16 protein-coding genes are annotated in these 14172 nt (G+C 38.3%); 10 read left to right on the top strand and 6 right to left on the bottom strand.

Annotation, left to right across the window (positions count from 1 at the left end):
- Positions 1-118: 118 nt before the first annotated feature.
- From B0B05_RS06230 to B0B05_RS06205, 6 genes are all read left to right on the top strand, one after another.
- A complete protein-coding gene (locus tag B0B05_RS06230) occupies positions 119-1222 on the top strand; it encodes a carboxylate-amine ligase (RefSeq protein ID WP_076782876.1) in 1104 nt (367 codons plus the stop codon).
- Positions 1223-1290: 68 nt separating this feature from the next.
- Complete coding sequence (locus B0B05_RS06225; protein ID WP_076782802.1) at positions 1291-1521, top strand: hypothetical protein; 231 nt, start codon at positions 1291-1293, stop codon at positions 1519-1521.
- Positions 1512-1805, top strand: a complete 294-nt coding sequence (locus B0B05_RS06220) for a type II toxin-antitoxin system RelE/ParE family toxin (RefSeq protein ID WP_076782801.1) — start codon at positions 1512-1514, stop codon at positions 1803-1805. Before B0B05_RS06225 ends, B0B05_RS06220 begins: the two co-directional genes overlap by 10 nt.
- An 8-nt stretch (positions 1806-1813) precedes the next feature.
- Entirely contained in the window at positions 1814-2662 is an 849-nt protein-coding gene (locus B0B05_RS06215; RefSeq protein ID WP_228455122.1) for a type 1 glutamine amidotransferase, read from the top strand.
- Between the two features lie 141 nt (positions 2663-2803).
- Entirely contained in the window at positions 2804-3985 is a 1182-nt protein-coding gene (locus tag B0B05_RS06210) for an ATP-grasp domain-containing protein (protein ID WP_076782799.1), read from the top strand.
- A gap of 15 nt (positions 3986-4000) precedes the next feature.
- A complete protein-coding gene (locus B0B05_RS06205; protein WP_076782798.1) occupies positions 4001-4294 on the top strand; it encodes a hypothetical protein in 294 nt (97 codons plus the stop codon).
- Between the two features lie 3 nt (positions 4295-4297).
- On the opposite strand, the gene B0B05_RS06200 is transcribed toward B0B05_RS06205, so the two are convergent.
- The gene (locus B0B05_RS06200; protein WP_076782797.1) at positions 4298-4951 is read right to left on the bottom strand and encodes an HAD family hydrolase; all 654 of its coding nucleotides are present in this window, start codon (positions 4949-4951) and stop codon (positions 4298-4300) included.
- 163 nt (positions 4952-5114) lie between these two features.
- Between B0B05_RS06200 and B0B05_RS06195 the strand changes: the two genes are divergently transcribed.
- From B0B05_RS06195 to B0B05_RS06185, 3 genes are all read left to right on the top strand, one after another.
- Positions 5115-5924 (top strand): helix-turn-helix domain-containing protein, encoded by an 810-nt coding sequence (locus B0B05_RS06195; RefSeq protein ID WP_076782794.1) that lies wholly within the window; start codon positions 5115-5117, stop codon positions 5922-5924.
- Between the two features lie 72 nt (positions 5925-5996).
- Complete coding sequence (locus tag B0B05_RS06190) at positions 5997-7160, top strand: hypothetical protein (RefSeq protein WP_076782792.1); 1164 nt, start codon at positions 5997-5999, stop codon at positions 7158-7160.
- Positions 7132-7977 carry a GLPGLI family protein gene (locus B0B05_RS06185; protein WP_084173894.1) on the top strand — a complete coding sequence of 282 codons (846 nt, stop codon included), beginning with the start codon at positions 7132-7134 and terminating at the stop codon, positions 7975-7977. The genes B0B05_RS06190 and B0B05_RS06185 overlap by 29 nt, the downstream gene beginning before the upstream one ends.
- Positions 7978-7985: 8 nt before the next feature.
- Here B0B05_RS06185 and B0B05_RS06180 read toward each other — a convergent pair whose 3' ends face one another.
- On the bottom strand, positions 7986-9008 hold the full coding sequence (locus B0B05_RS06180) for a WD40/YVTN/BNR-like repeat-containing protein (RefSeq protein ID WP_076782790.1): 1023 nt from the start codon (positions 9006-9008) through the stop codon (positions 7986-7988).
- A 223-nt stretch (positions 9009-9231) separates the two neighbouring features.
- A complete protein-coding gene (locus tag B0B05_RS06170; protein ID WP_076782785.1) occupies positions 9232-10764 on the bottom strand; it encodes an APC family permease in 1533 nt (510 codons plus the stop codon).
- 179 nt (positions 10765-10943) lie between these two features.
- On the opposite strand from B0B05_RS06170, the gene pnuC reads away from it, so the two are divergent.
- Positions 10944-11606 carry a nicotinamide riboside transporter PnuC gene (gene pnuC / locus B0B05_RS06165; RefSeq protein WP_076782782.1) on the top strand — a complete coding sequence of 221 codons (663 nt, stop codon included), beginning with the start codon at positions 10944-10946 and terminating at the stop codon, positions 11604-11606.
- 112 nt (positions 11607-11718) lie between these two features.
- On the opposite strand, the gene B0B05_RS06160 is transcribed toward pnuC, so the two are convergent.
- The 3 genes from B0B05_RS06160 to B0B05_RS06150 all read right to left on the bottom strand — a co-directional run bounded on the left by B0B05_RS06160 (position 11719) and on the right by B0B05_RS06150 (position 13643).
- Entirely contained in the window at positions 11719-11955 is a 237-nt protein-coding gene (locus B0B05_RS06160; protein WP_076782781.1) for a hypothetical protein, read from the bottom strand.
- 253 nt (positions 11956-12208) lie between these two features.
- Positions 12209-12637 carry a DUF4268 domain-containing protein gene (locus B0B05_RS06155; protein WP_076782778.1) on the bottom strand — a complete coding sequence of 143 codons (429 nt, stop codon included), beginning with the start codon at positions 12635-12637 and terminating at the stop codon, positions 12209-12211.
- A gap of 70 nt (positions 12638-12707) precedes the next feature.
- Positions 12708-13643 carry an NAD(P)H-dependent flavin oxidoreductase gene (locus B0B05_RS06150; protein ID WP_076782775.1) on the bottom strand — a complete coding sequence of 312 codons (936 nt, stop codon included), beginning with the start codon at positions 13641-13643 and terminating at the stop codon, positions 12708-12710.
- Positions 13644-14172 lie beyond the last annotated feature (529 nt).

Here is a 14172-nt window from a genome sequence, read left to right as displayed (position 1 = left end):
CCAGCCTCACTTCAAAGCAAAAAAAATGAGCTTCACTCAGGCCGGGCTGCTTTGCCATTCGCTGTTACAAAAACATTGCAAAACTTACACTACTAACTTAACTAACACAAGAAAAAAAATGCACAAATTCACCATTGGTGTCGAGGAAGAATACCAGATCATCGATGCCGAAAGCCGCGATTTGGTTTCCCATGTCTCCAAAATTATAGAAGGCGGAAAAGCCGTCCTCAGCGAAAACCTAAAACACGAGATGCACGAATCAGTCGTGGAAATGGAAACGGGGATCTGTGAAAACATACAGCAGGTCCGCCAGGAGTTGACCGACCTAAGGAGACATCTCGTAAAAACCGCTCATGAGCAAGGTTTGCGCGTTTCCGGCGGTGGCACGCATCCATTTTCGCACTGGAAAGATAATATTATCACAAAAGATGCTCGTTATGATAAAATCGTAAGAGATATGGGCGATGTTGCAAGGTCAAATTTGATTTTCGGATTGCACGTTCACATTGGGATTCCTGACCGTGAAGAAGGCATCAGGATCCAGAATGTGATGCGCTATTTCCTGCCGCATGTTTATGCACTGTCTACCAATTCCCCGTTTTGGGTTGGAAGATTGACGGGTTTCAAATCTTATCGACAGGAGGTTTTCGCCAAATTCCCAAGAACCGGATTGCCTAGCTACTTCAGCAGTGTGGCGGAATTTGATGCTTATGTCAACCTGATGGTGAAAACCGGAACCATCGATAACGCCAAGAAAATCTGGTGGGATCTCCGCGTGCATCCGTTCTACCCAACGATAGAATTCAGGATTTGCGATATGCCTTTGACGATTGACGAAACAGTTTGCCTCGCAGCAATTATGCAGGCTTTGGTGGCTAAAGTTTACAAAATGCATCAGCAAAATACCAGTTACAGAAGCTATAGGAGATTGCTGCTGACAGAAAACAAATGGCGTGCTTCCAAAGACGGGATTGATGCGCATCTGATTGATTTTGGCAAAGAAATCAGCGTCCCTTATAAAGATCTGTTGGAGGAATTGTTAGCTTTTATTGATGATGTTGTGGATGATCTTGGATGCAGGAAGGAAGTAGAATACGCACGGGAAATCGTGAAAAACGGAACCGGAGCAGACAGACAACTCAGAGTCTTTGAAGAAACAGGCGGCGACCTGAAAAAAGTAGTAGATTATATGATCTATGAAACCGAGAAAGGACTTGTGTAACTTTTCTTAAAGATAATTGTCAGGAAAACAACCATTTCATTTTTTATAAATTTGCAAAAACATTGGTTATGAATATAGAAGCAACCAAATTAGAATTGATGAATCTTTTACTAAATACTCAAAAAGAAAGTGTACTTGAAAAAATAAAAGATATTTTTCGACAAGAAGGATCTCAGGATTGGTGGGAAGAATTGAGTAAAGAAGAACATCAGGATATCGAAGTTGGACTTAAAGATGCCGAAAATGGACAAGTAAAATCACACCGGGATGTGATGAAATTGTTTGATGAATGGAAATAGAAACCATATGGACTGTACGTGCAGAAAAAGGCCTTCGTAAAACAGTTGAATATCTTAAGCAACACTGGACAGAAAAAGAAATATTGAGACTGGAGAATCATCTTAACCAATTCATAGAAAGGATAAAACTGCAGCCAAATCTATATCCTAAGACTGCAAAATTCAAAAACCTGCACAAAGGAATGGTTGATGAGAATAACTATATTGTTTACAAAATAAACGCAAAAAAGAAACAGATTGTAATCATTAACTTCAGAGATGGTAAACAAAAATCAATTTATTAAAGACGATTATGAATATGACTAAAAATGATGTAAGAATTGCACTTCTGGATATGAATAACAATCATCCCAACCAAGGGATGCGCAATATAAAAGAGCTGGCAAAAGCGTTTCAGGAACAGTCAGACTATGATGTTTCTGTAGATATCTTTGATGTCCGTTACAAAGCTGAAATGCCCAAAATTGAAGATTTTGATATCTTTATATCTTCCGGAGGACCAGGAAATCCGCACAGAGAAGGCTACATCTGGGAAGGTAAATATGCTAAGTTTTTAGATACCATTTGGCAACATAACAAAGATAATGATCAGAAAAAATATGCGTTTTTGATCTGCCATTCTTTCCAGCTGGCGGTTATTCATTTTGGGATTGCCAATGTCTGCAAGCGTAAGTCCTACTCTTTTGGTGTGATGCCCATCCACAAATCCGAAGACGGCGAAAAAGAATTTTTGTTCAAAAACCTGCCCGAACCTTTCTATGCTGTAGATTCCAGAGCGTATCAATGCATCGAACCAAATCAGGAAAAATTGAATGAACTGGGAATGAAAGTGGTGGCTTTGGAAAAAATCCGTCCCAATGTACATCTGGAAAGAGCCCTGATGGCAGTACGTTTTTCTGATGAAATCTTCGGAACGCAGTTCCATCCGGAGGCCGATCCTATAGGTTTTATCAAAAATCTGGAAGACCCTAAAAACAAAGAAGCCATGGTAGAAACATTTGGGATGGAAAAATACCTGGAAACGATCGACCGGATGGATGATGATGATAAGATTGTGCTGACCAGAGCCCAAATCATCCCAAGATTTTTACAGTCTGCGGCTGAACAAATTACTAAAAATATGGTATTGAATAGATGTTAGAATTTAGATGTCAGATCTTAGATTAAAATTAATGCTCTAAATCCTGAATATATTGTTAAATCAGGATGATTATGATAAGTTATTCTAATGGTGAATTATTTTAAAAAATAACTGTCACATACCAACAACCAAACACAAACTATGATAACAAAATACAGATCTCAATTTAACCAGGAATTTTCCGAAGAAAAATATCAGAAAACCAAGGATCTTGTAAAAGAAGAAACCGGCCAGGGATCTGTTTTCCGTTTATCAGAAAGCCCGATTTTCCTCACCAAAGATTTTTGGGAAAAGCTGGATGACGCTTCTCAGTCCATCATTTCGCAAATCAAACAGATGCCTGAAGAAGAGCTGAGAAAGGCCGTCCCTAATCATTGTAACGTCCCAAATGATACGCAAAAACCGCACTTTTTAGCCATAGATTTTGGAATCTGCCAGGATGAGAACGGAAAAATAGTCCCGAAATTGATAGAATTGCAGGCCTTCCCCAGCCTGTTTGGGTTTCAGAAGTTGTATGAAGAAATCATCACTGAAGTTTATCCTTTTCTGGATGCACTTAAAAACAGCCTTCCAAAAGAAGAATACATCCAAAAGCTGAAAGAGGTGATTGTTGGGGACGAAAATCCAGAAAACGTGATTCTGCTGGAAATCTATCCTGAGAAACAGAAAACCGCAGTTGACTTTATCATCACCGAAAAATACCTGGGAATCAAAACCGTTTGCCTGACCAAAATCAAAAAAGAATGCAAAAAATTATTCTATGAAAATGACGGACAATTGATCCCTATCAACCGGATCTATAACCGTGTGATTTTTGATGAGCTTGATAAGATCGAAGGTCTGGAAACCGAATTTGATTTCCGCGAAGAAGTGGACGTAGAATGGGTCACCCATCCGAACTGGTTTTTCAAAATATCCAAATATATTCTGCCAAAACTAAAGCACGAATTTGTCCCAAAAAGTTATTACTTATCCGATTTTCCTCAGAATGAATCTCTGGAAAACTTTGTACTGAAACCTCTTTTTTCTTTTGCGGGCAGTGGTGTGAATCTCAACCCAACTCAGGAAGTCATTAATGAGATTAAGGACAAAAACAACTATATCATGCAGCGCAAAGTAGATTACGCACCGGTTTTTAAAGATATCAACGGCGAATTTTCCAAAGCAGAGATCCGTTTGCTTTTTGCATGGAATCCCAAATCAGAAAACCCGGAACTTCTCGTGAATCTGGTAAGGATGACAAAAGCGGCCATGGTAAATGTAGATTTTAACAAGAAAGACGCCATCTGGATTGGCAGTTCTATGGCTTTTTTCGAACAATAAACATATTTTTAAGCCATGAAATCAATCATCACGATTTTAGCAGTTACTATTTTCACTCCATTTTTTGTGGCTCAGCAGTCTCTAAAGACCGATTCACTCATCAGCGACAGTACAAATCTGAGAAAGAATGTACAGTCGATCCGTCAGCAACTGGCTTTTTTGGGCAATCAAAAAACAGGAAACTCCGGTAAAAAATTCCGTTTTAGCTTGGGCAGAGAAAATACAAGTATTTACAGAGATACGTTTACTAACCGCCTATACTACCAAAATGGTTTTGGCAGGATCAAGGTCACACAAAACGACAACTAAGTTTTACAAATCCGCAATCCTGGTTGGGTCTAACTCATCAAAATGCTGAATGACCATATCTGCCAGTTCATAATTCTGATTTTTGCTGTTGGCACTTTTATAACCCACACAAAATATATCAGCACGGTTGGCCGCCAAAATTCCGTTGGTACTGTCTTCTATAATGATGCAACTGGTTTTAACGTTACCCGAAAGTCTCTGAGCTTCGATGAAAATAGCCGGATTTGGTTTTGACTCGGGGAAATCCTCTCCACTTACCAAATATGAAAAGTAAGGAAACAGATCGAAGCGTTTGAAAACCCTGTTAATAGTAGATTTGGCAGCAGACGATGCTAATATCAACTGAAAATTGGCCGAATGCAGATTTTTGACCAGATCCTCTACACCATCCAATAATTGCAGCGCCGGATCGGAATCAAACAATCCATAAAAAATGGTCCTTTTTCTCTGGATAAGCGCCTCAACATCAGTACCGATCTTAAAAATCTCTTTGATCATCTGGTAGACATTGCGCGTAGATTTACCGGTAAACCTGGAGAATAATTCGGCATCTACCTCAATACCCAATTCTCCAAAGTGCTGGTAATAGGCCTTTTTATGCAGTGGTTCCGTATCCACAATCACACCGTCCATATCAAAAATAACCGTATTTTTCATCAGTAGCTTTTGTAATTTTCATGGGTCTTATTCAGAACAAATGCTTCATAAGATCATCTTATTTAACCGGTGCAAAAGTATTTAATTTTAAATTAACATTTTTGAACGTTAATTTATTACTTCATTATGAGCATTTTTTGTCACGCCATGTTATTTTTATCCAATGAAACATGCGGATTTTTACAAACCTCAATCAGAACTATTGTCCAGACATATAGAAGGTTATTATTTTATGAATCAGAAGGATGCTTATCCGTTTCAGTATTATACATTTCCCAACAATTTTTGCATACTAACCCTGATGAATAATGCATATCTGGAAATCAAAGGCCATGATGTACTGATAAGTCGTTCACCTATCCCGGCACAAATCTCAAGCCTTACTTACCATTACAAAACGCAGTTAAGCGTACAATATCTGGAGCCGGTTGAGGAATTAACTGTTTATTTCAAACCAAACGGGATTAATCATTTCATTAATAACATGACCGATTTTTATCGTGCAGAATCTATGGTTTCCTTTGATCCTTACGAAGATTTCAAATCTGTATTTTTCAAAATATTTGATTTGGAAAGCAGGACATCACAGATCGACTATCTAGAAAATCAGTTGACTTCGTTGTTTTGCGAACAGAAGGATCTTCTTATAGAAAATATTTTATCAGATTTAGATTCTGACCGCAGCATCGAAGATATTGCTCAAAAACATAAGATATCCAGGCAATATCTTAATCAGTATTTTAAACTGAAAATTGGCAAATCGCCGTCTGAATTTCGGAAGGTTTCCCGCTTCAGAAGATTATTAGAATCCTATAAAAACAAAGAAAAAAGCCTGACACAAATTTCTTATGACCACCTGTTTTTTGACCAGTCTCATTTCAACAGGGACTTCAAGGCGATGACGAAGCTCAACCCCAAAGAATTTCTTGCAAAAACAGATCTTGGGCAGCAAAACAAGTGGCTCATTTTTTAACATATTTTTGTTTACATTTTTACAATTTCCGGAATTAGAGAATCCTTAGTTTTGCATTATAATATCCATTACATGAAAAAACTAATACTCTTTTTTTTACAGTTCCCGATACTTTTTTTCGGTCAGCAAAAAGTGCAGATACTGGATTCCGAAACATCAAAACCTATCCCTAATGCCAGAATAATCTCCAATAATCAGGTCTATTACCCGAATGACGAAGGCTTTATATTGTTAGCAGAAAATACAGGTGATCTGTCCATTTCGGCCTTTGGTTATATCAATCAAAATATTAAATATGCGCCGATCATAAAGCTGCGTCCAAAATATCAGGACATTGACGAAGTTAAAATCACCTCTATTGACGTGACCAAAATCCTCAAACTGGTCTCCAAAAACTATAATGATGTCTATTACGATAAGCCACAACTTTATGACATTACCATCAGCCAACGCTCTTTTGAGAATAATAATATGAAGCTGCTGATGATTGCCGACGGAAAATTCTGGAGCAGAGATGGCCAATATAACGCTAAAGAAGCCTTCAATAATAAGTATAATAACTTTTTGCAGGTAGAAATCGATCATTTGCGCTACCTAAAATCTGAAAAGGCCGAGAATCCCGTAAAAGTAAAAAAACAGGATACATCACAGGATTATACCGGCGATATGTTTTTCAGTTACGAACTCTTCCTGACTTTACGCTTGGCAACCGGAAAAAATGTAAAAACCAGCGGAAAATTACTGGCCGAGAATGGTGACGAGCAGGATATCTCATTCATGATAAAAACAGACCGGAATATGATATACAAAGGTTTTATCCTTTACAACAAACGCGATAAAGCTATTACCCATTTTGAACTGGATTTTAACCAAAGTTCATCTGAGCCCTACAAGCTGAAAGACGAAAACGGTGTTGACTATCAGAAACAGCTGGGCGACGGACTCATCATTTTCGATTTTTATAAGAGCGGCGAAAAATATGCCCCTTCCAAAATATCGGTACAAGGCCACGGTTTTAAAACGATGATCGGCGACAAAACTTATGAATACAGATCCGCAAGAGTAATTATTTTTAAAAATTTCCGGAAAACTGATAAAAATGGCCTTCAGAATCCGGTGGAGATAAACAAGGCTTTTTGGACAACAATGAAAGTAAGTCAGGATAAAGGCGACATCCTGTTAACAAAAGAGGAACAAAATTTTATCAATGAAAAATCAAACGGGAATGAAGACTAATTTTATTGCTTTCCTGCTGCTCATAGGTTGTTTTGCCCAAGCTCAAAACTACCGCTATATCTATGATGTGGTGTATAAAAAAGATTCCACCTCTGAGATTACAAGCAAAGAAAATTACAATCTGGATATTAAAAAAGATGAGATCCTGTATTACACTCGCGATTACTTTATCGCCGATTCTCTCATTGTAAACGATATCCCATTCCCGAAAAATGCAAAACTCAATACATCCAACATCATCCGCCACAAGCCTGGCAGCAATCAATTTGAAGACTATGACTTATTGGAAAATACCGTCCTGAAACTGGCAACTTCTGACCATCAAATTTGGAAACTTTCTGATGAGAAAAAGGAAATCAACCAACTGAAGCTGCAAAAGGCGACAAGCCGATGGGCAGGCAGAAACTGGACTGCGTGGTTTTGTGAAACAATACCTTTTCCCGAAGGACCATATAAATTCCGTGGACTGCCGGGACTGATTGTAGAGCTCTATGACGATAAAGGTAATTATCATTTTGCCCTGGTGAAATCGGAAAAATTAGGCCGTACTGATGATAACCAGTTTTTAGCTGCAGCAAAAGAAATGGGAACTGCCGTGACTTGGGAGAAATATAAATCAGCCAAACTTCAATATTATGAATCTCCTGTTAATTATATCAAAAATGGACTGGGGACTTCTAATGATAATGAGTTTTTCCTGAATGACGGTACGGTGGTAACTGCCGCCAATTCCAGAGAGATCAACGCCAATCTCCGCAAAGCCATCAAAAAATATAATAACCCCATAGAACTGACCCGTATTATAAACTATCCTTAACCTGATAATTAATCAAACTTCAAGCGAATAATCCTGTTCTTCCCGGCTAAAATCAACGTGTTATTATCCAGCCAATCGCAGGCATACAGGTTCTTTTCGTCTGAGATCTTTGTCCAGGTTTTTCCGTAATCGGAAGAAAAGCTGATGTGCTGGTCGCCCACTGCAACAATGTCTTTGCCTTTGGTTTTCGGGCGGAATTTGACACAGGTCATATAACCGGCATTTTCCCCGGATGCCTGAATTTGCCAAGTCTGTCCACCGTCCTTGGTTGTAGCAATATTGTTGATATTATCGGCTTGTTTGGTATAATCGCCACCGACTGCAATGCCAAAATTCTTATCATAAAAATCGATGGAATAGATACCTTGTGAAGATGTTCCCTGGATAAAAGGTGTTTCGAAGACTTGCCAGTTACAGTCTTTATTTTTCATCCTGTAAATCCTGGACTTTGTACCACCAGTTGCAATCCAAATAAAATTCCCTACTGAGGCGATATTACTATTGCTGGCAGCAAAGGCTGCTTCTCCTTTTTCCAGAAGAGGGAAATCCGGACAATTATTACAGTGGATCCAGCTATCTCCACTGTTCCTTGTTAGAGAAATATTGAGCTTTTGATTTTCTGTAGGATCACTAAATGCGATAGCGTAGGAATTATCAGTAAATTTAAAAGCATCATAAAACGCCGTTTTATCCTGATCTGTAAAAACAACTGATGTATGCAACGTTTTTCTGTTCACTTTAAAAAAATAGGCCGGACTTTCTATATTAATTGTATAAAAATTGCTTTTGTTATAGGCCAGTGTCCTGAACTGCAAGTTTTTAGCGGAAAGTAAAATCTGTTTTCTGTCTGATTTATCTTTTATACCAACATAGCCAAATTTGGAATCTGTTCCCGCATACCAGACTTTCCCGTCCCAAAGCTGAATGGCTCTGATGCTGATTTTATCCGTCAACAATGTATCAATTTTAAATTTTTGCGAAGATAAAATTGATGAAATAATGGTGAAGGAAAGTAGTAGTAGTTTTTTCATGATATGAAATTAATTAAAATTGACAAATAAACACCATAATCGTCAAAAATTGGTTTTGTAAACCAAGCTCATAGCCCCGATAGGAACGGCATCCTTTTTTTGAGCGAGGCGGCGGAGCGAAGCGGAGCCGACCGAGCGAGAAAAAAGATACAGTGGATAGCGGGAATAGCTCCAAAAATAATCATCATAAAAAATTCCGCTAAGAAAAGCGGAATTTAAGTTTTTAATCTTTGTTATCAATATCAATATCGACATCCTCCAGAGGTTCCTGCTCAGACTTAAAAGTCTCTCCCAAACCTTTTTTGTGAAGTTTACTGTTTTTGATACTGTACAGGAAGTAGATCACCACACCCAGAAGCAGCCAGCCTGTAGAAAGTAATTTGGCATCGTGGCTAAGGTTCCAGATCAAATACACATTGATAAGTATACCTAATGTGGCAATAACCGGCAATGCGGGAACCCTGAAATTCCGGGGCAAATTAGGTTCTTTTTTTCTAAGGATCCAAACAGCCACACATACCATGGTGAAGGCAAACAGCGTCCCAAAACTGGTCATATCCGCCAGCTTGCTGATTGGTGTAAATGCGGCAATGGTCGCTATGAGAATCCCCAGTAGCATAAGGCTTTTTGCAGGTGTTTTTCTTACCGGATGTATATCACTGAACATCTTAGGAATCAGTCCGTCTTTTGACATTCCCAGAAAAATCCTTGACTGTCCCATGATCATTACCATGAGTACAGAAATAAGACCTAGCGTAGCAGCAATGGTGATAATATAACCGGCCCAGCCCTGACCTGCGATCTCAAAAGCGTAGGCTACAGGCGCCTTAATAGCGTCGGGGAATTTGCCCTGAGGATTAAAATCTGTGTAATGCATCATCCCGGTTAATACCAACGATACCAGGATGTAAAGCAACGTACATGTTAATAAGGAAACAATAATGGCAAACGGTACATCTTTTTTGGGATTGATTGCTTCACCGGCTTGTGTGGAAACCGCATCAAAGCCGACATAAGCAAAGAAAATAGCAGCGGCACCAGAGATAATACCCTGCACGCCGTAGGCCTCTTTCAGTGTATCACCTTCTTTTACCATCTCCGGCGCAGGGATGAATGGCGACCAGTTGTCTGTATTGATAAAAAATACACCGGCTATAATGACAAAAAGTACTGCTGACACCTTCATAATCACAATCATATTGTTGGCTTTAGCAGCTTCTTTGGTCCCTTTAATTAATATCGAAATAACAAATAACACAATGAAAAAGGCTGGCAGGTTCATAGAAAACCCTTCGCCCGTGTAACTTGCCGGGTCCGAGGTGAGATAATCCGGAAGATGGAGGCCAAACATCTTCAGCAATTTATTAAAATAGCCTGACCATGAAACAGCAACAGTCATAGATCCCATCGCATACTCCAGGATAAGGCCCCAGCCGATAATCCACGCGAAAATTTCGCCCACAGTTCCGTAAGCGTAGGCATAAGCAGAACCCTCTACCGGTAAGATCGACGCAAATTCTGAATAACACAGCGCCGCAAAAACGCAGGCAATACCTGCAATTACAAACGAAAGGGCCAACGCCGGGCCCGCATGATAATAAGCACCTGTACCTGTGAGTACAAAAATTCCTCCTCCAATAATAGCTCCAATTCCAATGGCAGTAAGACTCCATTTACCCAATACCCGCTTTAGTTCGCTGCTCTTTACATCAGCTTCAAAAGCACTCATTGGTTTTTTTGTCCAGATTTTTGACATAAGTTAATTTTTTTATCCCCTATAAAAACAGGGGCTTTTCTAATATTTAATTATTTTGAATTACGAAAGTATTAAAAAATTGCTTTCATTAACTTTTTTTAAGTAATTAATTTTACTTATTTGTATTAAATAGAGATAGCCGCATCTGTTTCTGAACTTTTATAATTATCTTTGAGACCATGAACTTTTTAGAAAATCTAACGGCACAATATCAGTCTTATGATACCTACCTAATCATTTTTGAGGCTGTAGCCGTTTTTTTTGGATTGCTGAGTGTCTACTTTTCAATCAGGAAGAATATCTGGGTGTACCCTACCGGGATTATTTCTACGCTGCTTTTTATTTATATAATGTTTGTATTCGGGCTTTTGGGCGATATGCTCATCAATGTTTATTATACTGTTATGAGTATCTACGGCTGGATTTTGTGGGCAAAAAATGCAGACGACCATGTACACGTAGAGGTTAAAAAAGCCAGCAAAGCCGACTGGAAAACTGGAAGTATTCTATTTGCAGGAAGTTTGATTTTCGTAGGGACGGTCTATTATCTTAAACCGTATATAGACAATCGTTTTTCTATGAACGGTGTGCAGCTCGGGCTTTACCACCTGGATTGGGCCAACTACACCGATATTGTTACCACTTCCCTGTTCCTTGTCGGGATGTATTTTATGGCCAAGCGAAACCTCGAAAACTGGCTGTTCTGGATCGTTGCAGATATGATATGCGTTCCCATGATGTTTTACAAAGGATTGGCATTGACGGGATTACAATATTTCATTTTCACGGTAATGGCTATTATCGGCTATCTGGAATGGAAAAAGAATTTGGTTGAAAAATAATTAGGATTAACACTCAAAACCAAGCAAAATTATTAAACACAAAGACACAAGAATTTAAAAAAAAACTCTTGTGTCTTTGTGTTTTACCTTTAAGATTTTATGTTGATTGATGTCAATTAAGCCCTGATAATTTCTCAGCATATTCTTTGGCGAAAAGCACTTTGTCCTCCTGCAGTTTTTCTATAGTTGCTGGCAAAACGTAATGGAAAATATATTGTTTATCATCATTCAGGAAGACAATTTCTTTTTCTTCACCATCAATCATTTGGGCAAAAACATCCCACATGGACTGGTCTTTAAGTTTAAGCAATTCAAAAAAATCGTTGGCTTTTATCGTGATATTTTGCATTTGTAAAAAGTATTAATGTAAGTTATATAATGTATTATATCGTTTCAATCATAAATGCTATAAAATCTCTGAGTTCTTTACTGAGTTTACGCCTTTGCGAACTTAAAAACATTGAATAATAGTGAGATTCTTTGCAAGCTTTGCGTTAAAAAATAATTTGTTGCATTTTAAGATTTATTTGGTATTAATGTAGGTTGTATAATGTAAAATGTTTATTTGTGAATGTATTTTTTCTTCTTCCAGCCTCCATCCATCAGACATCTTTTATAAAATCTTCATATTCATAATAGAAGCGTTCAAAACCATCCATTTTCTCGACAAAGAATTCGAAAATATGCGGCCAGGTTTGCTTATTATAAATACTGAGATCTGTTTTCTCTACCCAAATCCTGCTGATGACTTTCCCGTTATCCAAAGTATAAAACTCATCTTTTGTAAAATCACCAACAAAATCCTCAAGTATCGATTCCAAAGACCAGATTTTCTCGTAATAAGCATTTCGGAACAGTTCATCCTTCATCTCGATATCCAATGAAACCTCAGCTTTTTTGTTGTCAGCAGAAAATTTGAAAGAAAAATCCTTGATTTTTGTATCGTATAATAACCATTTTCTCGGGAACGCTTTTCCGAAGGCTGTCCAGAATTCTGATTTAAGTTTTTGAGCTTCTTGTTTGGAGAACATCTTTATGGGTTGATAGTTGTTGATTGACTGTTGATAGCCTTGTCTCTTTTTACTTTAATCTTGTTTCTTCCTACAACGTGAGTTCTACTTTTGCTTCATTAAATTCCCTAATCAGGTTTTCAAAGACTTTTTCAACCGGGAGGATTTCGTCGATCAAAGCAGATACCTGCCCAATTTCCAATTCGCCTTCCACTAAATCCCCTTCGAACATGCCGCGTTTAGCTCGCGCTCTTCCCAATGTTTCTTTCAGAGCTTCAATATTCCTGCCTGTTTCATATAAATTTTCCAGATCGTGGAAGAATTTATTTTTTACTAATCTTACGGGTGCCAATTCTTTCAGGGTTAATTGGGTGTCACCTTCTTTCAGTTCAACAATTTTGTTTTTAAAATTTTGGTGAGAACTCGCTTCTATTGTTGCCGCAAAACGGGAACCAATCTGCACGCCATCGGCACCGAGAATCATGGCAGCTTTCATCTGGCTTCCCAAACCGATTCCGCCCGCTGCAATCAATGGAATATCGATATGTTGTCGCACATTCGGGATCAGGCAGAACGTTGTCGTCTCGTCTCGCCCGTTATGACCGCCGGCTTCAAAACCTTCTGCAACCACAGCGTCCACGCCAGCTTCCTGGCATTTCACAGCAAATTTCACACTCGACACCACATGAGCGACTTTGATGCCTTCTTTTTTCAGAGTTTCCGTATAGGTTTTGGGGTTTCCTGCCGATGTAAACACAATTTCCACGCCTTCTTCCAGGATGATATTTATAACTTCTTCCAGATTGGGATAGAGCAACGCGATATTCACTCCAAAAGGTTTATCGGTCGCAGCCTTGCATTTTCTGATATTTTCCCGCAAAATATCGGGATACATGCTTGCAGAACCAATCAATCCCAGGCCGCCATTGTTGGAAACTGCTGAAGCCAATCGCCAGCCGGAATGCCAAATCATCCCGCCTTGTACAATTGGATATTTGGTTCCGAAAAGTTGAGTAATCCTGTTCATCTTGTTATATTGTTTTTGGGCCAATCCAAAGTCTATGAAGCTTGACACTTTATATGATTAATGATTAACAGTTAAAGTTTTACCTAAAGCCAGATGATAAATATATCAGAAATTATAGTTACAACCAAAAAAGTTAAATAGTAAAAGTTTATAGGTCATAAGATATTTCATACCACCAAATATTCTTGAAGGATTTCTGATTATTTTTAATTCTCGCAGATTATTCGGATTATGCAGATGCTCAATTTATCTACAAAATCTGCCTCATTAGCGAGAATAACTTATTTCTTAGGATATCATTAAATGATGACCTCACAGATTTTTCTGATAACGCAAATGCTCAATTTAAAATCTGTAAAATCTGCCTCATCAGCAAGAATATTATATTTCTCAGTATATCATTAAATGTCTACATTGTCAGGCTGAGGCGTAGTTTATCCTGAGTTTATCGAAGGGAAGCCTTTATCATAAAAGGATTTCTGATTATTTCCAATTCTCGCAGATTATTCGGATTATGCAGATGCTCAAT

This window comes from Epilithonimonas bovis DSM 19482, from assembly GCF_900108115.1.
GTDB lineage: Bacteria > Bacteroidota > Bacteroidia > Flavobacteriales > Weeksellaceae > Epilithonimonas > Epilithonimonas bovis.
This window is presented reverse-complemented; position numbering and strand designations above follow the sequence as displayed.

Bases quoted from the DNA above. Each gene is read 5' to 3' on its own strand.
- B0B05_RS06230 (WP_076782876.1), top strand. From the start codon at position 119: ATGCACAAATTCACCATTGGTGTCGAGGAAGAATACCAGATCATCGAT.
- B0B05_RS06225 (WP_076782802.1), top strand. From the start codon at position 1,291: ATGAATATAGAAGCAACCAAATTAGAATTGATGAATCTTTTACTAAAT.
- B0B05_RS06220 (WP_076782801.1), top strand. From the start codon at position 1,512: ATGGAAATAGAAACCATATGGACTGTACGTGCAGAAAAAGGCCTTCGT.
- B0B05_RS06215 (WP_228455122.1), top strand. From the start codon at position 1,814: ATGAATATGACTAAAAATGATGTAAGAATTGCACTTCTGGATATGAAT.
- B0B05_RS06210 (WP_076782799.1), top strand. From the start codon at position 2,804: ATGATAACAAAATACAGATCTCAATTTAACCAGGAATTTTCCGAAGAA.
- B0B05_RS06205 (WP_076782798.1), top strand. From the start codon at position 4,001: ATGAAATCAATCATCACGATTTTAGCAGTTACTATTTTCACTCCATTT.
- B0B05_RS06200 (WP_076782797.1), bottom strand. From the start codon at position 4,951: ATGAAAAATACGGTTATTTTTGATATGGACGGTGTGATTGTGGATACG.
- B0B05_RS06195 (WP_076782794.1), top strand. From the start codon at position 5,115: ATGAAACATGCGGATTTTTACAAACCTCAATCAGAACTATTGTCCAGA.
- B0B05_RS06190 (WP_076782792.1), top strand. From the start codon at position 5,997: ATGAAAAAACTAATACTCTTTTTTTTACAGTTCCCGATACTTTTTTTC.
- B0B05_RS06185 (WP_084173894.1), top strand. From the start codon at position 7,132: ATGAAAAATCAAACGGGAATGAAGACTAATTTTATTGCTTTCCTGCTG.
- B0B05_RS06180 (WP_076782790.1), bottom strand. From the start codon at position 9,008: ATGAAAAAACTACTACTACTTTCCTTCACCATTATTTCATCAATTTTA.
- B0B05_RS06170 (WP_076782785.1), bottom strand. From the start codon at position 10,764: ATGTCAAAAATCTGGACAAAAAAACCAATGAGTGCTTTTGAAGCTGAT.
- pnuC (WP_076782782.1), top strand. From the start codon at position 10,944: ATGAACTTTTTAGAAAATCTAACGGCACAATATCAGTCTTATGATACC.
- B0B05_RS06160 (WP_076782781.1), bottom strand. From the start codon at position 11,955: ATGCAAAATATCACGATAAAAGCCAACGATTTTTTTGAATTGCTTAAA.
- B0B05_RS06155 (WP_076782778.1), bottom strand. From the start codon at position 12,637: ATGTTCTCCAAACAAGAAGCTCAAAAACTTAAATCAGAATTCTGGACA.
- B0B05_RS06150 (WP_076782775.1), bottom strand. From the start codon at position 13,643: ATGAACAGGATTACTCAACTTTTCGGAACCAAATATCCAATTGTACAA.